This is a genomic window from Kitasatospora sp. NPDC056531 (assembly GCF_042794375.1).
Lineage (GTDB): Bacteria > Actinomycetota > Actinomycetes > Streptomycetales > Streptomycetaceae > Kitasatospora.
The window spans coordinates 76,445-97,933 of sequence record NZ_JBHTTU010000021.1 but is presented as its reverse complement, the minus strand read 5'-3'; the positions used below and the strand labels follow the sequence as shown (position 1 = coordinate 97,933).

The following is a 21,489-nucleotide window of genomic DNA, read 5'->3' as shown; positions in this document are numbered from 1 at the left end:
TGTCGACAAACAGACAGATCGTCAGGGGGATTCAGCGGGCGCGGTTGAGGCCGCGCAGCGCCAGCCGGAGCAGGGCGCCCACGTCCGGCGTCTGCTGCGCCTCCGCCTCCGGGGTGACGGCCGCGACCGCCTCGTCCGCCTCACGCGGGGCGTAGCCGAGGCCGGTCAGCGCGGAGTGCAGCTGCTCGCTCCACGGCGCCGGGCCGGCGGCGATCGGCTTCTGCGCGGGCACCGCGCCGTGCGGGGCGCCCAGCTTGTCCTTGTACTCCAGCAGCAGCTTGGCCGCCTTCGCCTTGCCGATGCCCGGCACGGCGACCAGCGCCTTCTCGTCCCCGCCCGCGACCGCGGCGCGCAGCGCGTCCGGGCTGTGCACGCCGAGGATCGCCTGCGCCAGCTTGGGGCCGACGCCCGGCGCGGCCTGCAGGATCTCGAACACCGAGCGCTCGTCGTCGTCCGCGAAGCCGAACAGGGTGAGCGAGTCCTCCCGGACCACCAGCGAGGTCGCCAGCCGGGCCGGCTCACCCAGCCGCAGGCCGGCCAGGGTGTTCGGGGTGCACTGCACGGCCATGCCGACCCCGCCGACCTCGACCACCGCGACGCCGGAGGAGATGGCCGCCACAGGGCCCTGCACGAAGGCGATCACCGGAGCCTGCCTTTCACAGAAGTAGAGGGGGCTTTCAGAGTCATGGGGCGCGATGTGGAGCGGGCGGCCTTGACCGCGGCCTCCAGGCGGTTGGTCGCCCCGCCGCGCCAGATGTGGCAGATGGCCAGCGCCAGCGCGTCGGCCGCGTCGGCGGGCTTGGGCGGGGCGTCCAGCCGCAGCAGCCGCTGCACCATGGCCGTGATCTGCGCCTTGTCCGCCCGGCCCGAACCGGTGACGGCGGCCTTGACCTCACTGGGGGTGTGCAGGGTGACGGGGATGCCGCGCCGGGTGGCGCAGAGCATCGCGACCGCGCTGGCCTGGGCCGTCCCCATCACGGTCCGGACGTTGTGCTGGGCGAAGACCCGCTCGACGGCGACCAGATCGGGCCGGTGCTCGTCCAGCCAGCCCTCGATCCCCTCCTCGACCAGCAGCAGCCGCTGCCCGATCTCGGCCTCGGCGGACGTGCGCACCACGCCCACCCCGACCATCCGCAGCGGCCGGCCCGGCGCGCCCTCGACCACGCCGACCCCGCACCTGGTCAGCCCTGGGTCCACACCCAGCACCCGCACCTCACGCCCCGCCTCTCTGTGATTCGCCACTCGCCGACGACCTGCGAAGGCTACCGTCCGGGTCCGACAACCCCGCCGACGACACCGGCCCGGCGGTCCTGGGACCACCGGGCCGGGCAGTGAGAACGATCACTCGCCATCGATCGATCGATCGATGCCGTGTTACTCGGCGTCGAGCTGCGCACCGACCTCGTCGGAGATGTCGAAGTTGGCGAAGACGTTCTGCACGTCGTCGCTGTCCTCGAGCGCGTCGATCAGCTTGAGGATCTTGCGGGCGCCGTCGACGTCCAGCTCGACCTGCATGCTCGGGAGGAAGTTGGCCTCGGCCGAGTCGTAGTCGACGCCGGCGTCGACCAGCGCGGTGCGCACGTCGACCATCTTGGAGGCCTCGGAGACGATCTCGAAGGAGTCGCCGAGGTCGTTGATCTCCTCCGGGTCCTGATCGAGGACGATCTCGAACAGCTTGTCCTCGTCCACGCCGTCGGCCTTGGGGACGATCACGACACCCTTGCGGGTGAACAGGTACGACACCGAGCCCGGGTCGGCCATCGAGCCGCCGTTGCGGGTCATCGCCACGCGCACGTCGGAGGCGGCGCGGTTGCGGTTGTCGGTGAGGCACTCGATCAGGACGGCGACACCGTTCGGGCCGTAGCCCTCGTACATGATGGTCTGGTAGTCGGCACCGCCGGCCTCCAGACCGCCACCGCGCTTGACGGCGCGGTTGATGTTGTCGATCGGGACCGAGCTCTTCTTCGCCTTCTGGATGGCGTCGTAGAGGGTCGGGTTGCCCGCCGGGTCGGGACCGCCGGTGCGCGCCGCCACCTCGATGTTCTTGATCATCTTGGCGAAGAGCTTGCCGCGCTTGGCGTCGATCACGGCCTTCTTGTGCTTGGTGGTAGCCCACTTAGAGTGGCCGGACATCGCCAGCTCCTTTACGTCGCCAAATGGAAATGAAACAGATGAGATCTTACCGGTGTCGTCACCGGTAAGGCGCACACGGCTACGGATGCCCTACCGGGCGGCGAGGTGCTCCTCGACCATCCGCACGAAGTAGGCGTGCACGCGGTGGTCGCCGGTGAGCTCCGGGTGGAAGGAGGTGGCCAGCAGGTTGCCCTGGCGCACCGCCACGATCCGGGCCTCCGGACCGTCCGCGGCGGGCAGCTCGGCCAGCACCTCGACACCCGCGCCGACCGCCTCGACCCAGGGGGCGCGGATGAAGACGCCGTGCACCGGCGCGTCGTCCAGGCCCTTGAAGGCGATCCCGGACTCGAAGGACTCGTTCTGGCGGCCGAAGGCGTTGCGGCGCACCGTCATGTCGATGCCGCCGACGGCCTCCTGGTCCTCCCGACCGTCGAGGATCTTGTCGGCCAGCATGATCATGCCCGCGCAGGTGCCGTACACCGGCATCCCTGCGGCGACCCGCTCACGCACCGGGTCCATCACGCCGAACAGCAGCGCCAGCTTGGACATGGTGGTGGACTCCCCGCCGGGGATCACCAGCGCGTCGACCTCGGCCAGCTCCTCGGCACGGCGCACCGGACGGGCGAGCGCGTCGGCCTCGGCCAGCGCCACCAGGTGCTCGCGGACGTCGCCCTGCAGGGCGAGGACGCCGATGACTGGAGTGCTCACGGTCTTCAACCTCAATCGATCGTTACTACGGAAATACGCGGCACGGCCCGCCGCGCGCCTGGGCGCCGCGGCGGGCCTGAGCCGATCTACGGGCGGGAGGGGTGATTACCAGCCGCGGTTGGCGTAGCGCTCGGTCTCCGGCAGGGTGTCGCAGTTGATGCCGACCATGGCCTCGCCCAGGTTGCGGGAGGCGTCCGCGATGATCTTCGGGTCGTCGTAGAAGGTGGTGGCCTTCACGATGGCGGCGGCGCGCTTGGCCGGGTCGCCCGACTTGAAGATGCCGGAGCCGACGAAGACGCCCTCGGCGCCCAGCTGGCGCATCAGCGCGGCGTCGGCCGGGGTGGCCACGCCACCGGCGGAGAACAGCACCACCGGCAGCTTGCCGAGCTCGGCGACCTCCTTGACCAGCTCGTACGGGGCGCGCAGCTCCTTGGCGGCGGCGTACAGCTCGTTGTGGTCCAGGGCGCGCAGCTGGCCGATCTCGTTCTTGATCTGGCGCAGGTGGCGGACGGCCTCGACGACGTTGCCGGTGCCGGCCTCGCCCTTCGAGCGGATCATGGCCGCGCCCTCGGCGATGCGGCGCAGGGCCTCGCCCAGGTTGGTGGCGCCGCAGACGAAGGGGGTGGTGAAGGCCCACTTGTCGGAGTGGTTGACCTCGTCGGCCGGGGTCAGCACCTCGGACTCGTCGATGTAGTCGACACCGAGCGACTGCAGGACCTGGGCCTCGACGAAGTGGCCGATGCGGGACTTGGCCATCACCGGGATGGAGACCGCGTTGATGATCTCCTCGATCATGTTCGGGTCGGACATGCGGGCCACGCCGCCGTCCTTGCGGATGTCGGCCGGAACCCGCTCCAGGGCCATGACGGCCACCGCGCCGGCGTCCTCGGCGATCTTCGCCTGCTCGGCGTTGACCACGTCCATGATCACACCGCCCTTGAGCTGCTCGGCCATGCCGCGCTTGACCCGGGCGGTACCGATCTGCGGCTGGTCTGCGGTGGTGGGGGTGGTGGACACGTGAGACCTCACTCGAAGATGAACCAGTGCTATCGCCCTATGGTAGGCGGAACGGGTGGCCCCTCCATGTGCCACCCAGTCCAGCCCGGACGACGGGATGCGACAAACGGGCCGTATCCGGGGACAGCCTAAGCAGGTGCCCCCTCGGGGGTGAGCGCGGGCGGCGGAGCGTCGTCCATCTCGAAGGCCAGCGGGAACGGCGCCTTCCCCGCCAGCCGGAAGTAGCGCACCAGCCGGTGCTCGCGCACCGCCCGCGCCGCCCGCACCGCGTCGTTGTGGAACCGGCGGGCCATCGGCACCCGGCGTACCGCGGCCGTCAGATCACGAACGGCGTCCTCGCCGCCCGGCTCGGCCATCAGCGCCGCCACCTGCTCCGGCTCCTCGAACACCGCCCGCAGCGCCAGGCTCAGCTGGCTCTCCGCCACCTCGCGCTGCTCGTCGTCGGCCTGCCGGGCCGCGTGCGCCGCGTCCAACAGCAGCAGCGAGGCCGCCGGGTCCAGCAGCGAGGACGTCGCCAGCTCCATCGCCACCGAGGCCCGACGGACCAGCTGCGCGTCCAGCGCCGCCCGCGCGGCGTCGATCCGGGCGTGCAGCCGGTCCAAGCGCCCGGCCGTCCAACTCAGGTACATGCCGAACAGCACCACGGCCACGCCGGCCCAGATCCAGGTAGTCACGGGCCGCTACGTTACCGGGTGTCACCGGCTCACCCCCGGGCGGTCGCGTTGCGGTAGCTCTCCCGATCGATGTCCGCGATGTTCACGGCGGTGAACAGCCGCACCCCGGGCTCCGGCTTCACGTGCTCGGCCAGCAGCGCCAGGACGCCCTCGCTCAGCGCCGCCTTCGCCTCCGGCGTGCGGCCGGGGAAGATCTGGAACTCCACGAAGACCTGCGCGTCGGCCGGGGTCCCGGTCGTCCCCACGACGAGCAGCTCGCTCCGGCGGAACACCGTCTTGCACGACTCCGGCTTCGCGTCGATGGTCTCCTCCGCGAGCCGGTTGATCGCCAGGCCGAGCGACGCCCGGTCGAAGGTACCGGCCAGGTCGGCGGAGTAGTCGACGGAGATCTGCGGCATCGTTGCCCCCAGGAATCGCGGTGGTGCGGTCGCCCGACCCTAACGCCACGAACATCCGGCCGCTCCGCGGGCCCCGCCACCACCGACCGACTGCCGGTGGCCCGCCGACCGGCCCGTCCGTCAGTCCCTGGCCAGGCCGAACCGGCCGCGTCTGACGTGACTCGCCCGCTCGCCTCCGGGGCGCTCGGACCCGGTGCCGACGGTCGGCGCTCCGGCGCTCGTGCCTCGCTGGTCGCTTCTCCCTTTCGTCACCGGCGCGCCTTTCGGCTCGGGGCGGAGCGCACGTCCTCCTCGACCACCGCCGCCTGCCCGGCCGTCACGGTCTCGTACACCGCCAGGATGTCCGCGCCCACCGTCGACCAGTCGAACCGCCGCACGTGCCGCGAGGCCGCCTTGCGCAGCTCCTCCAGCCGCGCCGGGTCGCCCAGCAGCCGCAGCGCCGTACGGGCCAGCGCGTCCGCGTCCTCCACCGGGAACAGCTCCCCGGCGTCCCCACCGTCCAGCACCTGCTTGAACGCGTCCAGGTCGCTGGCCAGCACCGGCGCGCCCGCCGACATCGCCTCGACCAGGATGATCCCGAAGCTCTCCCCGCCGGTGTTCGGCGCCACGTACAGGTCCACGCTGCGCAGCAGCCGGGCCTTCTCCCGGTCGGACACCATCCCGAGGAACTCCACCTGCTCGCGGACCTCGGGCGCCAGGCCGGCGACGGCCTCCTCCTCGTCACCCTTGCCCGCGACCAGCAGCCGCACCCCCGGCCGCTCGGCCAGGATCCTCGGCAGCGCCGCCAGCAGCGTCGGCAGGCCCTTGCGCGGCTCGTTGATCCGGCCGATGAAGCCAATCGTGCCCGGCTCCCCCGCGGCCGCGTTGCCCGTCCAGCGCCCGTCCGGCTCGGCGTCCGCGAAGAAGCCGACGTCCACGCCGTTCGGGATCACCACCGCGTCCCCGCCCAGGTGCTCCACCAGGGTGCGCCGGGCGTACTCCGACACCGCGATCCGGGCCCGCATCTTCTCCAGGCCCGGCTGCAGGATCGGCGAGGCCGCGATCATCGCCCGGGAGCGCGGGTTCGAGGTGTGGAAGGTGCCCACCATCGGCCCGGTGGCCGACCAGGCGGCCAGCATCGACAGGCTCGGCGAGGCCGGCTCGTGCACGTGCAGGATGTCGAAGCGGCCCTCGCGCAGCCACCGCCGCACCCGCGCGGCCGACAGGATGCCGAAGCTCAGCCGCGCCACCGAGCCGTTGTACGGCACCGCCACCGCCCGCCCGGCCGAGACCACGTACGGCGGCAGCGCCTCGTCGTCCTCGGCCGGCGCCAGCACCGACACCCGGTGGCCCAGACCGATCAGGTGCTCGGCCAGGTCCCGGATGTGGAACTGCACCCCACCGGGGACGTCCCAGTCGTACGGGCAGACGATGCCGATCTTCACGGGTTCCTCAAGCTCCTTCGGGACAAGTCGTACGGGGCGGGCTCAGGCCCCGGAGGCCTCGGCAGCGGGCTCCGGCGCCGCCTCCGCGCGCACCGCGGGCGACCCCTTCACCGTCTCACGGACCGGCAGGTCGGCCAGCCAGAACCTCTGCAGCATGTGCCAGTCCTGCGGGTGCTCCCGGATGCCCAGCTCCCACACGTCCGCCATCGCCTGGGTCATCGCCAGGGTCCGCGCCTTGCGGTCGCCCTCCTCGGGCACCACCACCTCGGGGTGGATCCGCGCCCGCAGCACCGGGCCGTCGTACCAGAGCGTCACCGGCAGCAGCGCCGCCCCGGTCCGCTGGCACAGCGCCGCCGGCCCGGCCGGCATCCGGGTCGCCTCACCGAAGAAGGACACCTCCAGGCCCGCCTCCGACAGGTCCCGGTCCCCCACCAGGCAGACCAGCCGGCCCTCGCGCAGCCGCCGCGCCAGCGTGCCGATCACGTTCACCGAACCGCCGGTCAGCGCCAGGACCTCCATGCCCTGGCCCTCCCGGAACGCGACGAACCGGTCGAACAGCCGCTCCGGCTTCAGCCGCTCGGCGACCGTGGTGAACGGGTAGCCCTGCTGCGCCACCCAGGTGCCCGCCAGATCCCAGTTGCCCATGTGCGGCAGGGCTATCACCGCGCCCCGCCCGGCCTCCAGCGCGCCCCGAAGGTTCTCGAAGCCCTCCACCTGGACGTCCCGGGCGACCCTGGCCCGGCTCCACACCGGCAGCCGGAAGGACTCCATCCAGTACCGCAGGTACGAGCGCATCCCGGCCCGAGACAGCGACCGCAGCGCGGCCTCGTCCAGCCCCGGACGGACCCGGCGCAGGTTGGCCTCCAGCTGGAGCACCCGCTTGCCGCGCCGGCGCCACGCGTAGTCCGCCAGCCGGTCGAACAGGCCCCGTGCCACCGGCTCCGGCAGGTGCTTCAGCACCGCCCACCCCAGCGCGTACGCCCAGTACACCAGTCGGTCCGTCACCGCAGGACGCCCCCCATCAGCTCCCGGCCGCCGCTCGGTCGGCCTCGAACGCCTCCCGGCGCACGGTCAGCATCCGCTGGAACACCGTCACCAGGCTGCCCGCCGCCACCAGCCACAGCGCCACCGGCAGCAGCCACTCTACGTACGGCACCCCGAACTTGTGCAGACCCGCGACCCCGGCCGCCACCAGGCTGGCCACCAGCCGCTCGGCCCGCTCCACCAGCCCCGACACGTCGCACGGCAGGCCCTGGCTCTCCGCCCGCGCCTTGGTGTACGACACCACCAGGCCGCTGGCCAGGCAGAAGATCGCCACCGCGCACAGCAGGTTGTTGTCGCCCTTGCCCGCGTACCACATCGCCAGACCGCCGAAGATCGCCGCGTCCGCGACCCGGTCCAGCGTGGAGTCCAGGAAGGCCCCCCATTTGGTGCTCCGACCCAGCTGACGGGCCATGTTCCCGTCCACCAGGTCCGAGAAGATGAACAGCGTGATCGTGATGGTGCCCCAGAAGAACTCCCCACGCGGGAAGAACACCAGCGCACCGGCCACCGAGCCGGCGGTACCGATCAGCGTCACGGCGTCCGGGCTCACGCCCAGCCGGATCAGGAACGCGGCGAACGGGGTCAGAACACGTGTGAAGAAGGCACGCGCGTATTTGTTGAGCATGGCCTTCCCAGCCGCTCCGATCTCCCAGGTACCCGCCTGGCGCAGCGCGCGCAGCAGACGGCCGGACGAATGAGCCCGCCCGGCGCACCCATCGTAGCCACGCCGGGGACACGCTCCGGCGCACGCACCGCCGGACGGCACACCGACCACGGCCCACACACGGACGGTCACCGATCACCCGCACGACACGCGCCGACGCGACACCCGACCCTAGACTGCCAAAGACAGCCTCGGCGCTACGGGAGGAGACCCCGATGCCCGACCGCAGCACGGCACGAGCCGGTCAGGCGCCCGCCGTCACCGGCCCCCGGGACCTGCGCAACGTCGTCCTCATCGGCTCCAGCGGTGTGGGCAAGACCACCCTCGCCGAATCCCTCGCCCTCGCCGCCGGAGCCACCGGCCGCGCCGGACGCGTCACGGACGGCACCACCGTCTCCGACCACGAGGAGATCGAGCACCAGCAGCAGCGCTCCGTCCAGCTCTCGCTGCTCCCGCTCGAATGGAAGGGCGTCAAGATCAACCTGATCGACCCGCCCGGCCACCCCGACTTCACCGCCGACCTGCGCGCCGCCCTGCACGCCGCCGACGCCGCCGTCTTCGTCGTCTCCGCCACCGACCCGGTCACCGCCCCCACCCGCGCGCTCTGGCGCGAGTGCGCCGCCGAAGACATCCCGCGCGCCATCGCCGTCGCCAAACTCGACCTCGCCCGCACCGGCTTCGACGACATCCTCACCGCCTGCCACGACGCCTTCGGACTCGGCCCGGACACCCTGCGCCCGCTCTTCCTGCCCGTCCTCCACAACGGACACCCCGACGGCAGCGTGGACCTGCTCACCGGTGACACCTACGGCGACGCCGCCCCGCTCCCCGACACCGGCCCCGCCCACGACAGCCTCGTCGAGGCCATCTCCGGCCAGGACGACGCCCTCATGGAGCGCTACCTCTCCGGCGACACCCTCGACACCGACTCCCTCGAAGCCGGCCTGCGCCGCGAAGTCCTCGCCTGCACCCTCCACCCCGCCGTCCCCACCAGCGAGAACGGCCTCGGCGCCGCCGAACTCCTCGACCTCATCGCCCACGCCTTCCCCGACCCCACCGAACGCACCCGCCCCGCCCCCGACTGCGACCCCGACGCCCCGCTCGCCGCCCAGGTCGTCCGCGTCACCGGCGACGCCTACGTCGGCCGGATCAGCCTGCTGCGCGTGTACGCCGGCACCCTGCGCCCCGACACCAAGATCCACCTGGTCGGCCCCGCCCACACCGCCGACCAGAACGGCGACGAGCGCGTCACCGGCCTCACCAGCCCCTTCGGCAGACTCCAGCGGCCCGTCCCGCACGCCATCGCGGGCGACCTCGTCTGCGCCGCCAAACTCACCACCGCCCGGGCCGGCGACACCGTCCACGAGCCCGGCCACCCCGTCGAACTCGACGGCTGGACCCTCCCCGAACCCCTGCTGCCCATCGCCGTCGAGGCGCACAGCAAGGCCGACGACGACAAGCTCTCCCAGGCCCTCACCCGGCTCACCGCCGAGGACCCGGCCCTACGCCTGGAACAGAACCCCGACACCCACCAGCTGGTCCTCTGGTGCACCGGCGAGGCCCACGCCGAGGTCGTCCTCGACCGGCTGCGCACCCGCCACGGCGTCCACGTCGACACCGTCGAGCCCAAGGTCGCCCTGCGCGAGACCTTCGGCACCGCCGCCGCCGGCCACGGCCGCCTGGTCAAACAGTCCGGCGGCCACGGCCAGTACGCCATCTGCGACCTGGAGGTCGAACCCCTGCCGGCCGGCTCCGGCTTCGAGTTCCAGGAACACGTCGTCGGCGGCGCCGTCCCCAAGCACTTCATCCCCTCGGTCGAGAAGGGCATCCGCGCCCAACTCGCCAAGGGCGTCGCCACCGGCCACCCGCTCGTCGACGTCCGGGTCACCCTCACCGACGGCAAGGCGCACTCCGTCGACTCCTCCGACGCCTCCTTCCAGAACGCCGCCGCCCTCGCCCTGCGCGACGCCGCCGAGCACGCCGTCATCCGGTTGCTCGAACCCGTCGCCGCCGTCAGCGTCCTGCTGCCCGACGAGTACCTCGGCGCCGTCCTCGGCGACCTCTCCGCCCGCCGCGGTCGGGTCCTCGGCACGGAGACGGGCGGGCCGAGCCTCACCCTGCTGCGCGCCGAGGTCCCCGAACTCGAACTCGCCCGCTACCCGGTCGACCTGCGCTCACTCACCCACGGCACCGCCGAGTTCTCCCGCGCCTACCTGCGCCACGAACCCATGCCCACCGCCCTGGCCGAGCGCTACACCGACTGAGCGGCCCCGGTACGCCGCGGCAGCGCACACGCGGCCGTACCCCCCGGCATCCGGTGCCGGTTGCGCGACACCCAGCGGTACGCCAGGGCCGCCACCGGCCGCACCGGCGCGAGGGTCAACACCGCCCCCAGGTACGCCCACGCGCCCCCGGAGCGCATCAACAGCCGCGCCACCGCCTGCGCGCCCCCGTACACCCGGCCCGCCGGCGTCACCCACAGCACCTCGCGCTCGGCCCGCTCGGCCGACACCTCACCCAGGCCGCCCGCGAGCGCGTCCAGCTCCGACAACTCCGCGAACTGGAACGGCACCGCCTCCCAGCCCCCCGAGGCCAACGTCTGCCGCAGGTACTTCTCCCCCCACCGCACGCAGGACGAGCAGAACGCGCAGTCCCCGTCGAAGACCAGCACCGGATCCTTCACAGCAGCCCCCTTCGTCATACCTTCGCCCTCCATCCTCCTCCACCCCGACACGGCCGGATCAGGCGGGTATCGACCAGGCCGAAGCTGGGCATCATGCCTCTCAGGCCGGGTGCGGCTCGATCGTGACGGTTTGTGACGGTACTTCAGACGATCATCCGCGCGGGGGTGCCACGGCACGGTAACCTGCCGCTGACAAGGGGAGGAGGGGACGCCACCGTGACCACACTCGACATGACCCCGGGTGCGCAGATACCCCGGACCGACGCCGGCCCGCAGACCGCCGTCACCCAGGCGCTCTCCTCAGCCGCCTACCGGGACGGCGAGATCGGCAAGTTCGTCGAGGACGTCACCGACGCCAAGGTGAAGAAGGGCCGCTTCGCACTCTTCCGCCCCAACCTCGGCGAGGCCTTCAGCAAGGCGCTGATCTCCCGCGCCCTCGGCGGCGACCGCAAGCCCCTCGTCCCCTCCTTCGGCGTCGACACCCGCCAGGTCGTCGAACACTGCCTGGCCGCCGACGAACTGCGCAGCGCTCGCGACCGGCAGCTCAGCACCGTCACCGTCGTCACCGGCCTGCTCTTCCTCCCCGGCACCCTGATCTGGCTCGGCGCCTTCCAACTGCGTGCCTGGCTCAAGCGGGACAACACCCGCGGCGCGGACGTCTACGGCGGCCTCGCCCTGATCGCGGCCTCCGCCCTCGCGATCCTGCTCGCACTGCGCCCCCCGGCCGCCGGCGTCCTGGGCGTCTACCTGCGGATCACCATGCTCGCCCCGGTGATCGGCTGGTACCTCGCCCGCCGGATCGTCGAGCGCTTCGCCAAGGACCTGCGCGCCCGCTGGCAGGACCTGGTCGAGGGCAGCGCGGTCGCCGCCACCGTGGCCAAGGCCGTCCCCCGCGACGACCTGGACAAGAAGGCCAACGACCTGCGCGACAAGCTCGGCCGCCTGGACGCCGAGCAGGAGACCAACGTCCACCACTACGCCGGTCCGAAGGGCATCCTCGGCGCCGGCCGCCGCTGGGGCGAGTGGCGCCTGGCCGACACCCTGCACCCCGCCGAGGGCCACGCCGACTTCCGTGCCTTCCACCCCTGGGACCTGGTCCGCCGGATCTCCGCCCACCTCAAGGGCCTCGGCGTCAGCCACGTCGCCAACAGCGGCATCCCCAACGTCAACATCAAGCAGTGGGTGGTCTTCGACGTCAGCGAGGGCGCCGACGAGATCAGCCGCCCCGGCAACGCCGACATGGACGGCGACCGGATGCGCGACTTCGCCGTGCAGAGCATCGCCGACAAGCAGACCTTCCCCGGCGGCCCCCGGCACTACCTGGCCACCCAGTTCATCACCCACGACGGCAAGCTGGTCATCACCTTCACCGTCACGGTGACCCTGCTGGCCAACGTGCTGAGCATCTCGGTGGCCGGCTACGCGCTCGGCCCGGTCAAGGGCGTCTTCTTCGACAAGCCGAAGGACAAGGAGAAGACGATCGCCAAGACGGTGAAGTTCTGGGAGGAGCGCACCGTCAAGCTGCCCCTGATCGACAACGACGAGGTGGTCCGCCAGGCCGTCCGCGCCCCCTTCTACCGGATGCCCGGCCTGCTCGGCTGGCTCGGCGGCGGCCTCGGCCTGCCCGAGCCCTTCGGACTGCGGCACTCCTGGGTCGCCACCGCGTGGAACAACCGCTCCATGGTCGACAACGCGCTCAACGCGTCCGTCCCGGTGCTCAACGCGGTGCACACCGCGACGCTGGAGTTCCTTCAGGAGCACGACCTGGACGCGGACCGCTTCTTCAAGAACCGCACCTCGATCATCAAGTCCGAGGCGCAGGGCAGCCGCCCGTACAAGGTCGACGAGTTCAACGCCGACTGATCCGGACGTACGAAAGGGGCCTGCCACCGAACTCCTCGGCGGCAGGCCCCTTTCGTACGTACGCCCGACTCAGCCCTGCGGCCAGGCCTCGGCCAGCATCTTCCGAGTGTCCGCCAGCAGCTGCGGCAGCACCTTGGTGTGGCCGACCACCGGCATGAAGTTGGTGTCGCCGCCCCAGCGCGGCACCACGTGTTGGTGCAGGTGCGCCGCGATCCCGGCGCCGGCCGCCGCGCCCTGGTTCATCCCGATGTTGAACCCGTGCGCCCCGGAGGCCGCCCGCAGCGCGGTCATCGCCTTCTTGGTGAAGTCGGCCAGCTCGGCCGTCTCCGCCTCGTCCAGGTCGGTGTAGTCGGCCACGTGCCGGTACGGGACCACCATCAGGTGCCCGCCGTTGTACGGGTACAGGTTCAGCACCGCGAACACGGTGCTCCCCCGGGCGATGACCAGCCCGTCCTCGTCGCTCAGCGACGGGATCGAGCAGAACGGACAACCGTCGTCCGGAGCCGGGCCGGTGGGCTTGTTCTCACCCTGGATGTACGCCATCCGATGGGGGGTCCACAGGCGGCGGAAGCCGTCCGGCTCACCGACGCCCCGCTGCAGTTCCGGCTCAGTCGTCATGCTGATCAGCATATTCGCCCAACGGTGCTTGCAAAGCCGCGCGGGGCAGACTCTTCAAGAGCCTGCCCCGCGCATCCCCGCGCGGGCGGGGCCGATCACGCTGTCCCGTAGATCCGTTGAAGGATCGGCGGGCCACCCCCGCTCGGGCGCGGCCTACCTCACACCTGGATGCGGTTCTTCACCGCGTCCACGATCTCCTGGACCGCGTCTGCCACCGGCACACCGTTCTTCTGCTCACCGTTGCGGTAGCGGAAGGAGACCGCGCCTGCCTCGACGTCGTCATTGCCCGCGATCAGCATGAACGGGACCTTGGTCTTCTGCGCGTTGCGGATCTTCTTCTGCATCCGGTCGTCCGAGGTGTCCACCTCGACCCGGATCCCGTGCTTCTTCAGCTTGGCCGCGACCTCCAGCAGGTACGGCACGTGCTCGTCGGTGATCGGGATGCCGGTCACGGTGACCGGGGCCAGCCACGGCGGCATGGCGCCGGCGTAGTGCTCCAGCAGCACCGCGAAGAAGCGCTCGATCGAGCCGAACAGCGCACGGTGGATCATGACCGGCCGCTGGCGCGAGCCGTCCGCCGCGGTGTACTCCAGGTCGAAGCGCTCGGGCAGGTTGAAGTCGAGCTGGATGGTCGACATCTGCCAGGTACGACCGATGGCGTCCTTCGCCTGCACCGAGATCTTCGGGCCGTAGAAGGCCGCGCCGCCCGGGTCCGGCACCAGCGGCAGCCCCTGCTTCTCGGCCACGGCGGCGAGGACGCGGGTGGCCTCCTCCCAGGTCTCGTCGCTGCCGACGTACTTCACCGGGTCCTTGGTCGACAGCTCCAGGTAGAAGTCGGTCAGACCGTAGTCACGAAGGAGGTTGAGCACGAAGGTCAGCGTCGAGTCGAGCTCGTCCGCCATCTGCTCGCGGGTGCAGTAGATGTGGGCGTCGTCCTGCGTGAAGCCGCGGGCACGGGTCAGGCCGTGCACCACGCCGGACTTCTCGTAGCGGTACACCGTCCCGAACTCGAAGAGGCGCAGCGGCAGTTCACGGTACGAGCGGCCGCGCGCGTCGAAGATCAGGTTGTGCATCGGGCAGTTCATCGGCTTGAGGTAGTAGTCCACGCCCTCGTCGAGCTGCATGGGCGGGTACATACCGTCCGCGTACCAGTCGAGGTGGCCGCTCTTCTCGAAGAGCTTCCCCTTGGTGGCGTGCGGGGTGTAGACGAACTCGTAGCCCTCTTCCTCGTGCCGCTTGCGCGAGTAGTCCTCCATGGCGCGGCGGATGATGCCGCCCTTGGGGTGGAAGACGGCGAGGCCGGAGCCGATCTCCTCAGGGATGGAGAAGAGGTCGAGCTCGTTGCCGAGCTTGCGGTGGTCGCGCTTCTCGGCCTCGACCAGGAAGTCGAGGTGGGCCTTCAGCTCGTCCTTGGTCGGCCAGGCGGTCCCGTAGATGCGCTGCAACTGGGGGTTCTTCTCGCTGCCGCGCCAGTAGGCCGACGCGTTGCGCATCAGCTTGAACGCCGGGATGTGGCGGGTGCTGGGCAGGTGCGGGCCACGGCAGAGGTCACCCCAGCACTGCTCGCCGCTCTTGGCGTCCAGGTTGTCGTAGATGGTGAGCTCGCCGGCGCCGACCTCGACGTCGGCGCCCTCGCCGGCGGTGGCGGCGGAGCCCTTGAGGCCGATCAGCTCCAGCTTGTACGGCTCGGCGGCCAGCTCCTCGCGGGCGGACTCGTCGGTGACCACGCGGCGGGAGAACTTCTGACCGCGCTTGATGATCTCCTGCATCTTCTTCTCGATGGCCTTGAGGTCATCGGGGTGGAAGGGCTTCTCGACGTCGAAGTCGTAGTAGAAGCCGTCCTTGACCGGCGGGCCGATGCCGAGCTTGGCCTCGGGGTAGAGCTGCTGCACGGCCTGGGCCATGACGTGCGCGGTGGAGTGGCGCAGGATGTCGAGGCCGTCCTTGCTGCCGATCGCGACCGGCTCGACCTCGTCGCCGTCTTGGAGGACGTAGGCGAGGTCCTTGAGCTGGCCGCCGACGCGGGCGGCGATGATCGAGCGGTCGTCGGCGAAGAGCTCGGCGGCCGTAGTGCCCGTCGTCACCACGCGCTCTTCCCGATCGGGTTCGCGGCTGATGATTACCCGGACGTCCGTCACCGGTCTCTCCTGACGTGCTGGATTCAGAGGACGCAACACTGCGCTGCGCGTGACGATGGTACCGAGAGCGTCACCCCGGCCGCGCACCTACGTCTGGTCTCCCCCGTCCTGGAGCCCCTTCAGCAGTTGCTCGCGGTCGCCCTCGTCCCAGCCGCACAGCTCCAGGCCGTGCGGCCGGGTCAGCCGGCGGAAGCCGTCGCGGCGCTCCAGACGGCCGGAGACCCGGACCGGGACGCCGGAGAGGTGGGCCTCGGCGGCGATCCGGTAGTCGGGGTCGGGCAGGCGCAGCTTGAGTTCGCGGACCTCGGCGCCGCCCAGCACCCGCAGTCGGATCGAGCCGGGCCCGGACGGGTCGGCGCGCTTGAGCCGGACGACCACGCCGACCACGGTGACGTCGACGGCGGGCTCGATCCGCTCCAGCAGCTCGGCGGCCTCGGCCAGGGCGGGCAGGTCGCCGGGCGAGAAGTCGAGGTCGATCCGGCGGTCCCCGAAGCCGCCCGGGATCCCGGCGGCGGGCGACCAGGCGACGGTGAGCCGGGCCGCAGTCGCGCCGCGCACCAGGTCCTCGACGGACTGGACGAGTTCGCGGCTGACCCCGGACCGGACGGCGTTCTCGAAGGCCTCGGGCCCGCCGCTGACCCGGCGGTAGTCGACGGCCTCGCGCAGCGCCTCCAGGGCTCGGACCAGAGTGGCGACGGCGGCCCGGCCCTCGGGAGCGGGGGTGTAGGCGGTGAGGGCGGCGCCCTGGTCGACGACGCCCTGTTCGACGACCAGGACGCGGTCCAGGAAGTCCCCGGCGAGGCCGTCCAGCCGGGCGCCGAAGTAGGCGGCCGTGGTCCGGCCGGCCTTGGCCCCGGCGGCGAGCATCGCGCGGGCCGCCCGCTGGAGCCGCTCGGCGTCGTCCCAGGGGGTGGCGTCGGCGGGGCCGGGCCGTTCGCGGCGCCAGCGCAGTTCGTCGCCGGGGACGGCGAGGGCGAGCAGGATCGAGCGGGCGGAGGGGGTGCGGGAGCGGGAGAGCGCGGTGACGGCGTCGGTGAGGAGGTCGACGGCGTCGTCGAAGCCGTCCCCGGCGGGGACGAGCAGGCTGGTGCCGGGTTCGTCGTCCGGCGGGGTCCAGCGTCCGTACCGGGCGGCGGGGCCGCCGCGTCGGACCCAGCCGTGCCGGGCGAGCAGGGTGGTCAGCACCGCGGGGTCGACAGTGGCCGGGTCTGGCAGGGCCTGGGACGGGTCGTCCGGTCCGTGCGACAGGGTCATGGGTCCAGTTCCTCGCTGCCGGGGCCGGGCGGTCACGGGCTGTCGCCCGCGCCGACCCGGGCCATGATGTCGCAGAGCGCGCGGTCGTCGAAGACCTTGTCGGTGGGCACCCGGACGTTGGTGCGCCGCTTTCCGGTGACCGGATGGCCGGCCAGGTTGACCCAGTAGCAGCAGTGCCGCAGCTCCAAGGCGTCCGGGCGGGCCCGGAGCCAGTGGTCGACCCGGCGCGGCAGCAGCATCACGACCAGGATGCGCGGGACGGCGACCCGGGCGCGGGCGAGCTTGCACAGGTGGTCGTTGTCCAGGGTGAAGCTGAAGAACGGCCCGGCCGGGTCGGGCGCGATCTGCTGGGTGGCCTTGAGCTGGATCTTGATGGTGACCTCGTCGTCCACCTCGTGCGCCCGGGAGCCGTGGCTGACCTGCCAGTCGATGCCGTTGTCCGGGAACGGTTGGGAGAGCGAGCAGCCGGCCGCGGCGGCGACCGCGTGCAGATAGCCGACCTGCAGCGTCTCCATGCAGGCGGTGACCGCGAGGTTCCCCCGCAGTGCGGCCGCCGCCCCGTCGGGCTGCGGCTGTGTCAGTGCCATCGCCCCGTGGCCTCCCCCGGCTCCGGGTCCGTCCGGTTTCGGACGGGCCGGTCAATAGAACGGGCCAGTCTTGGGCAGGATCCCCGGTCGGGCCTGGGCCAAACGGGTTGAGCGGGCGTCAGAACCGGGTATCACCAGGGCGCGGAACGCACGCCTGAGGGGCAGTCATGCAGCAGCACTGGTACACCGGCCCACTCTCCTCCTTCGACACCGAGACCACCGGCGTGGACGTCGAGCACGACCGGATCGTCTCGGCCGCGCTGGTCGTCCAACTCTCCCCGGGCGGACCGGCGCAGACCACCACCTGGCTCGCCGATCCGGGGGTGCCGATCCCGGACGGCGCCCGCGCGGTGCACGGCATCACCGACGAGCGGGTCCGGGCGTACGGCCGGCCGGCCCGCACGGTGGTGGCGGAGGTCACCCGCGCGCTGGCGGCGCAGGCGCGGGCCGGGCATCCGGTGGTGGTGATGAACGCGCCCTACGATCTGACGCTGCTGGACCGGGAGTTGCGCCGCCACCACGGGCTGACGCTGACCGGCGGGCTGGACGGCGCCGGGCTGGTGGTGCTGGATCCGCGAGTGCTGGACAAGCACGTGGACCGCTACCGCAAGGGTCGCCGGACACTGACCGACCTGTGCGCGCACTACGGCGTCGATCTCGCCGGGGCGCACGACGCGGCGGCGGACGCGACGGCGGCGCTCTCGCTGACCCGGCGAATAGGCGCCCGCTACCCGGCGGCGCTGGGCGGGCTGACGGCGGCGGAGCTGCACCTGCGGCAGGCGGTCTGGCACGCGGCTCAGGCGCGCGGACTGCAGAGCTGGTTCGACCGCTCGGGGACGCCGGAGCGGGTGGACCTGTCCTGGCCGCTGCGGCCGGCCCGGTGCGGCTGCGGCCGTCGGTTGGAGCCCGAACACCGCTGCGAGGCGGCGGCGTAGCGGCTGGCGCTCCCGAACGCGCCGCAGGCCCTGACCGGTTTCCTGGTCAGGGCCTGCGTGCTGTCCGGTGGGCGATACTGGGATCGAACCAGTGACCCCTTCGGTGTGAACGAAGTGCTCTCCCGCTGAGCTAATCGCCCGGGCAACGAGAAGAACCATAGCACCATTCGGGGGTGGTCGTACAACTCGCCCCTTCCGGGGCAGGGCTGGCACATCCGCAGAACTCGCGCTCCGCGCGGAAGATGACTGGGCCTCAGCCGGATTACCCACGGCGCTTCAGGCGGAATCCGGAAATACATGTGAGGCCCAGCCGATAATCGGCCGGGCCTCACATATCACAATGCATTCCGGTGGGCGATACTGGGATCGAACCAGTGACCCCTTCGGTGTGAACGAAGTGCTCTCCCGCTGAGCTAATCGCCCGGGTGCAGGGAAAACATTACCGCATCCCGGAGGGTGCTCCGACACACCCTCCTGGCGGGGGCCCCGCGCCAGGGCGCCCGGCCGCCGTACGCCCGACCGGGTGCCGGGCCCGCCCCGGCCCCGACCCGCCACCCCTCCCCCGGACCTCCCGACCGCGCGCCCGACTCGTCGGGCATGACCGCATCACCCGCTCCCCTGTTCCCGGCCCGCCTCGGCGCTTCGTACAGGCCGAGTACATGCCGACCCGGAAACCAGCCGAGAAGAACCGCCGGTAATGCCCCGGGCGGGTACTCCGTGACGATTCCGCAATGCGCCGTAAGGGGTACGACTCGCGCCCGAATCGGGACAGAGGGGTTTACATCGGTCTTGGAGGTGGGATGGTCCGTTCGCCGACGTGCGATTCCCCGAGCGCACACTGAGCGAAAGGCCATGGCGCTTATGAACACCACGGTCAGCTGCGAGCTGCACCTGCGCCTCATCGTGTCCAGCGAGTCGTCACTGCCCGTCCCCGCGGGCCTGCGCTACGACACCGCCGACCCCTACGCCGTGCACGCCACGTTCCACACGGGCGCCGACGAGACCGTGGAGTGGGTGTTCGCCCGAGATCTCCTCGCGGAGGGGCTACACCGACCCACTGGTACCGGCGACGTCCGGGTGTGGCCGTCGCGCAGCCACGGGCAAGGGGTGGTCTGCATCGCACTGAGCTCTCCGGAAGGAGAAGCCCTGCTGGAGGCCCCGGCCCGGGCGCTTGAGTCGTTCCTCAAGCGGACGGACGCCGCGGTGCCCCCCGGCACCGAACACCGTCACTTCGACCTTGACCGGGAGCTGTCCCACATCCTCGCCGAAAGCTGACCCCGACCGGAGGCGGTCCAGCCCCACTGTCGGTGGGGCGGCACCCCCTGCCGTCATCGCAGCCGTCCTACTCGGGGGCACGGCAGCGGACTCAGCCGCGCACGACGCGGTCTCGGGGCCGGTGAAAGCCCCGCTCCCACCGGAGCGGGGCCACAGCACCGCAGGCGCCCGGCAGCGGAGCCGGCCACTCGTACGGGTGGCCGGCCTCGCTGTCGGGCGCCGTCGTCCCTCCGGGGCTGCCCGGGCTCGTACACCGGGGGCTGGACACCGGGGCCCCAAGCCCGGACGGCGCCCGCTTTAGGACACTCTGACGCAATCCGCACAGGCCTTCGAACAAACGCGCCGCCCTTCTGCCGCAAGGGCCGGTATGGTCTGGGGTAACCGTGGACGCGGGGTACCGGAGTCCCCCTGCGCGAGGAGCCCCAACGTGCTGATCACCCATGACACCGAGTGCGCGCTGAGCATCCTCGTGGATCTGCTCAACACCGCACCCGAGGTGTGCGGCGACGAGCGGCTGCCCGACATCGCCTCGCTGGACGCCTTCGTGGTCCGCCAGGAGATCAGCGAGATCGACTCACTGACCGAGGACGACCTGCGGCGGGTGCACGAGCTGCGGACCCGGCTGCGCGAGGTGTTCGGGACGGAGTCCACCGCCGAGGCCGCCGAGCTGGTCAACGCGATCGTCGCGGCCGCCGGGACGACGCCCCGGCTGGTCAACCACGACCACCACGACTGGCACATCCACTACTTCGCCCCGCACGCCGCGCTCGGCGACCACCTCGCGGCCGAGCTGGGCATGGCGCTGACCTTCATCCTCATGGCGGGCGAGCGGGAGCGGCTGCGCCGGTGCGAGGCGCCGGACTGCGCCCGGGTCTTCGTGGACCTCTCCCGGAACCGCTCGCGGCGCTACTGCGACAGCCGCACCTGCGGCAACCGGCTGCACGTCGCCGCCTACCGCGCGCGACAGCGGTCGGCGGAGACCGTGGCCTCCGCCTGACGCGCCCTGCTCAGATTCCGCGCTTGCGGAGGATCTCCTCGATGTCGGCGAAGTCGCCGAGGCCGTCGTCGCGCTTGGCCGCCGCCGGCTTCTTCGACGCCTTGGACGCCGGGGCCACCGCCGGACGCTCGGGGGCCGGGCCGGCCGCCGGACGCTCCGGCGCGCCCTCCACGGCGCCGCGGCGGCCTACCCAGCGGGTGGTGACCAGCAGGACCGCGGAGACACCGAGCAGCACGACGCCGGTCCACACCCGGGGGTCAAAGACCAGCTTGGCCGCCCAGTCGGCGAACGCCCGGCCGATCGTGCCGGCCAGCGGGAACAGGCCGGTCAGGTAGAGCCCGGCGGGCAGCAGGGCCACCGCGAACCAGCGGGTCGCCGAACGGAAGCGCCGCCGCCACGCCCGTAGGCCCGCGACCGCCACTGCGCCGGCCGTGAGGAGGAAGCTGATCGCCGCGGTCAGCACGGGCGCACCTCTTCGCTTGCGGTCGTCCTGGTCATCGGCGCCTCCCTGTCGGTCCGGCCTCGGGCGCACCGCACGCGGGGGCGGGCACCCACTAGTGGAACACTGGGGGGATGATCGATGGTTCCCTTCCCCGTCTCGAGTTCTGGTGCGACCTCCAGTGCCCGGACTGCCGCACCGCGCTGGACGACGTACGGGCGCTGCGCGCGCAGTACGGCGAGGCGCTGCCCGTGGAGCTGCGGCACTTCCCGCTGGAGAAGCACAAGCACGCCTACGCCGCCGCGGAGGCGGCCGAGGAGGCGTTCACCCAGGGGCTGGGGTGGCCGTTCGTGGAGGCGCTGCTGGCCCGGACCGAGGAGCTGGACGCGCGCGGGCAGCAGGTGCTGCTGGAGGTGGCCCGGGAGGTCGGGGCGGACGTCGAGGAGGTCGACACCGCGCTCATCGACGGCCGACACATGCTGACCGTGGACTCCGACCAGGCCGAGGGCAAGGCGATCGGGGTCAAGGGCACGCCGACGTACGTGATCGGCGGCAAGCGGCTGGACGGCGGGCAGAGCCAGGAGGGGCTGCGGGAGGAGATCATCGCCGTCATCGAGGCGGCGAAGGCTTCCTGACGC

The 21,489-nt window shown here is 71.9% G+C and carries 22 protein-coding genes and 2 tRNA genes; 6 read left to right on the top strand and 18 right to left on the bottom strand.

From position 1 onward, the window contains the following. Nucleotides 1-31 precede the first annotated feature (31 nt). From ruvA to pgsA, 10 genes are all read right to left on the bottom strand, one after another. Complete coding sequence (gene ruvA, locus ACFQ87_RS19970) at nt 32-643, bottom strand: Holliday junction branch migration protein RuvA (protein ID WP_380612090.1); 612 nt, start codon at nt 641-643, stop codon at nt 32-34. Continuing rightward, nucleotides 640-1,212: a crossover junction endodeoxyribonuclease RuvC gene (ruvC, locus tag ACFQ87_RS19965; protein WP_380612111.1), complete on the bottom strand. Its 573-nt coding sequence runs from the start codon at nt 1,210-1,212 to the stop codon at nt 640-642. The genes ruvA and ruvC overlap by 4 nt, the downstream gene beginning before the upstream one ends. A gap of 162 nt (nt 1,213-1,374) precedes the next feature. After that, on the bottom strand, nt 1,375-2,133 hold the full coding sequence (locus tag ACFQ87_RS19960; RefSeq protein WP_380612089.1) for a YebC/PmpR family DNA-binding transcriptional regulator: 759 nt from the start codon (nt 2,131-2,133) through the stop codon (nt 1,375-1,377). 90 nt (nt 2,134-2,223) lie between these two features. Beyond that, nucleotides 2,224-2,841 (bottom strand): pyridoxal 5'-phosphate synthase glutaminase subunit PdxT, encoded by a 618-nt coding sequence (pdxT, locus tag ACFQ87_RS19955; protein WP_380612088.1) that lies wholly within the window; start codon nt 2,839-2,841, stop codon nt 2,224-2,226. 105 nt (nt 2,842-2,946) lie between these two features. Then, a complete protein-coding gene (pdxS, locus tag ACFQ87_RS19950; protein ID WP_380612087.1) occupies nt 2,947-3,858 on the bottom strand; it encodes a pyridoxal 5'-phosphate synthase lyase subunit PdxS in 912 nt (303 codons plus the stop codon). Between the two features lie 128 nt (nt 3,859-3,986). Beyond that, nucleotides 3,987-4,532 carry a hypothetical protein gene (locus ACFQ87_RS19945; RefSeq protein WP_380612086.1) on the bottom strand — a complete coding sequence of 182 codons (546 nt, stop codon included), beginning with the start codon at nt 4,530-4,532 and terminating at the stop codon, nt 3,987-3,989. A 29-nt stretch (nt 4,533-4,561) separates the two neighbouring features. Then, complete coding sequence (locus ACFQ87_RS19940) at nt 4,562-4,930, bottom strand: 5-carboxymethyl-2-hydroxymuconate Delta-isomerase (RefSeq protein ID WP_380612085.1); 369 nt, start codon at nt 4,928-4,930, stop codon at nt 4,562-4,564. A gap of 248 nt (nt 4,931-5,178) precedes the next feature. Then, a complete protein-coding gene (locus tag ACFQ87_RS19935; protein ID WP_380612084.1) occupies nt 5,179-6,354 on the bottom strand; it encodes a glycosyltransferase family 4 protein in 1,176 nt (391 codons plus the stop codon). A 42-nt stretch (nt 6,355-6,396) separates the two neighbouring features. Continuing rightward, the gene (locus ACFQ87_RS19930; protein WP_380612083.1) at nt 6,397-7,359 is read right to left on the bottom strand and encodes a phosphatidylinositol mannoside acyltransferase; all 963 of its coding nucleotides are present in this window, start codon (nt 7,357-7,359) and stop codon (nt 6,397-6,399) included. 16 nt (nt 7,360-7,375) lie between these two features. After that, a complete protein-coding gene (pgsA, locus tag ACFQ87_RS19925; RefSeq protein WP_224278759.1) occupies nt 7,376-8,023 on the bottom strand; it encodes a phosphatidylinositol phosphate synthase in 648 nt (215 codons plus the stop codon). Nucleotides 8,024-8,277: 254 nt separating this feature from the next. Here pgsA and ACFQ87_RS19920 point away from each other — a divergent pair, with 254 nt between their 5' ends. Next, a complete protein-coding gene (locus ACFQ87_RS19920) occupies nt 8,278-10,326 on the top strand; it encodes an elongation factor G-like protein EF-G2 (protein ID WP_380612082.1) in 2,049 nt (682 codons plus the stop codon). Here ACFQ87_RS19920 and ACFQ87_RS19915 read toward each other — a convergent pair. Next, nucleotides 10,314-10,763, bottom strand: a complete 450-nt coding sequence (locus ACFQ87_RS19915; RefSeq protein WP_380612081.1) for a thiol-disulfide oxidoreductase DCC family protein — start codon at nt 10,761-10,763, stop codon at nt 10,314-10,316. The genes ACFQ87_RS19920 and ACFQ87_RS19915 overlap by 13 nt on opposite strands. 198 nt (nt 10,764-10,961) lie before the next feature. Between ACFQ87_RS19915 and ACFQ87_RS19910 the strand changes: the two genes are divergently transcribed. Next, nucleotides 10,962-12,608, top strand: coding sequence for a hypothetical protein (locus ACFQ87_RS19910; RefSeq protein ID WP_380612080.1), 1,647 nt, complete (start codon nt 10,962-10,964; stop codon nt 12,606-12,608). Between the two features lie 69 nt (nt 12,609-12,677). On the opposite strand, the gene ACFQ87_RS19905 is transcribed toward ACFQ87_RS19910, so the two are convergent. The 4 genes from ACFQ87_RS19905 to ACFQ87_RS19890 all read right to left on the bottom strand — a co-directional run bounded on the left by ACFQ87_RS19905 (nt 12,678) and on the right by ACFQ87_RS19890 (nt 17,205). Beyond that, nucleotides 12,678-13,238 (bottom strand): HIT family protein, encoded by a 561-nt coding sequence (locus tag ACFQ87_RS19905; RefSeq protein WP_380612079.1) that lies wholly within the window; start codon nt 13,236-13,238, stop codon nt 12,678-12,680. Between the two features lie 146 nt (nt 13,239-13,384). Further along, nucleotides 13,385-15,364: a threonine--tRNA ligase gene (gene thrS / locus ACFQ87_RS19900; RefSeq protein WP_380612078.1), complete on the bottom strand. Its 1,980-nt coding sequence runs from the start codon at nt 15,362-15,364 to the stop codon at nt 13,385-13,387. A gap of 87 nt (nt 15,365-15,451) precedes the next feature. After that, entirely contained in the window at nt 15,452-16,618 is a 1,167-nt protein-coding gene (locus ACFQ87_RS19895; RefSeq protein ID WP_380612077.1) for a hypothetical protein, read from the bottom strand. A gap of 32 nt (nt 16,619-16,650) precedes the next feature. Beyond that, on the bottom strand, nt 16,651-17,205 hold the full coding sequence (locus ACFQ87_RS19890; protein WP_380612076.1) for a DUF4365 domain-containing protein: 555 nt from the start codon (nt 17,203-17,205) through the stop codon (nt 16,651-16,653). Between the two features lie 167 nt (nt 17,206-17,372). Here ACFQ87_RS19890 and ACFQ87_RS19885 point away from each other — a divergent pair, with 167 nt between their 5' ends. Next, nucleotides 17,373-18,140, top strand: coding sequence for an exonuclease domain-containing protein (locus ACFQ87_RS19885; protein WP_380612075.1), 768 nt, complete (start codon nt 17,373-17,375; stop codon nt 18,138-18,140). A gap of 68 nt (nt 18,141-18,208) precedes the next feature. On the opposite strand, the gene ACFQ87_RS19880 is transcribed toward ACFQ87_RS19885, so the two are convergent. Beyond that, nucleotides 18,209-18,280: transfer RNA gene (locus tag ACFQ87_RS19880), tRNA-Val, on the bottom strand. A gap of 211 nt (nt 18,281-18,491) precedes the next feature. Continuing rightward, a tRNA-Val gene (locus tag ACFQ87_RS19875) sits at nt 18,492-18,563 on the bottom strand. A gap of 438 nt (nt 18,564-19,001) precedes the next feature. Here ACFQ87_RS19875 and ACFQ87_RS19870 point away from each other — a divergent pair. Then, nucleotides 19,002-19,415 (top strand): SsgA family sporulation/cell division regulator, encoded by a 414-nt coding sequence (locus ACFQ87_RS19870; protein WP_030056266.1) that lies wholly within the window; start codon nt 19,002-19,004, stop codon nt 19,413-19,415. Nucleotides 19,416-19,842: 427 nt separating this feature from the next. Beyond that, nucleotides 19,843-20,412 (top strand): CGNR zinc finger domain-containing protein, encoded by a 570-nt coding sequence (locus ACFQ87_RS19865; RefSeq protein WP_380612074.1) that lies wholly within the window; start codon nt 19,843-19,845, stop codon nt 20,410-20,412. A 10-nt stretch (nt 20,413-20,422) separates the two neighbouring features. Here ACFQ87_RS19865 and ACFQ87_RS19860 read toward each other — a convergent pair whose 3' ends face one another. Beyond that, nucleotides 20,423-20,875 (bottom strand): hypothetical protein, encoded by a 453-nt coding sequence (locus tag ACFQ87_RS19860; RefSeq protein ID WP_380612073.1) that lies wholly within the window; start codon nt 20,873-20,875, stop codon nt 20,423-20,425. Between the two features lie 110 nt (nt 20,876-20,985). Between ACFQ87_RS19860 and ACFQ87_RS19855 the strand changes: the two genes are divergently transcribed. After that, nucleotides 20,986-21,486, top strand: a complete 501-nt coding sequence (locus ACFQ87_RS19855; RefSeq protein WP_380612072.1) for a DsbA family protein — start codon at nt 20,986-20,988, stop codon at nt 21,484-21,486. Nucleotides 21,487-21,489 lie beyond the last annotated feature (3 nt).

Coding starts and splice junctions, on each gene's coding strand:
- ACFQ87_RS19960 (WP_380612089.1), bottom strand. CDS start 2,133: ATGTCCGGCCACTCTAAGTGGGCTACCACCAAGCACAAGAAGGCCGTG.
- ACFQ87_RS19940 (WP_380612085.1), bottom strand. CDS start 4,930: ATGCCGCAGATCTCCGTCGACTACTCCGCCGACCTGGCCGGTACCTTC.
- pgsA (WP_224278759.1), bottom strand. CDS start 8,023: ATGCTCAACAAATACGCGCGTGCCTTCTTCACACGTGTTCTGACCCCG.
- ACFQ87_RS19920 (WP_380612082.1), top strand. CDS start 8,278: ATGCCCGACCGCAGCACGGCACGAGCCGGTCAGGCGCCCGCCGTCACC.
- ACFQ87_RS19915 (WP_380612081.1), bottom strand. CDS start 10,763: ATGACGAAGGGGGCTGCTGTGAAGGATCCGGTGCTGGTCTTCGACGGG.
- ACFQ87_RS19905 (WP_380612079.1), bottom strand. CDS start 13,238: ATGCTGATCAGCATGACGACTGAGCCGGAACTGCAGCGGGGCGTCGGT.
- ACFQ87_RS19895 (WP_380612077.1), bottom strand. CDS start 16,618: ATGACCCTGTCGCACGGACCGGACGACCCGTCCCAGGCCCTGCCAGAC.
- ACFQ87_RS19890 (WP_380612076.1), bottom strand. CDS start 17,205: ATGGCACTGACACAGCCGCAGCCCGACGGGGCGGCGGCCGCACTGCGG.
- ACFQ87_RS19885 (WP_380612075.1), top strand. CDS start 17,373: ATGCAGCAGCACTGGTACACCGGCCCACTCTCCTCCTTCGACACCGAG.
- ACFQ87_RS19870 (WP_030056266.1), top strand. CDS start 19,002: ATGAACACCACGGTCAGCTGCGAGCTGCACCTGCGCCTCATCGTGTCC.
- ACFQ87_RS19855 (WP_380612072.1), top strand. CDS start 20,986: ATGATCGATGGTTCCCTTCCCCGTCTCGAGTTCTGGTGCGACCTCCAG.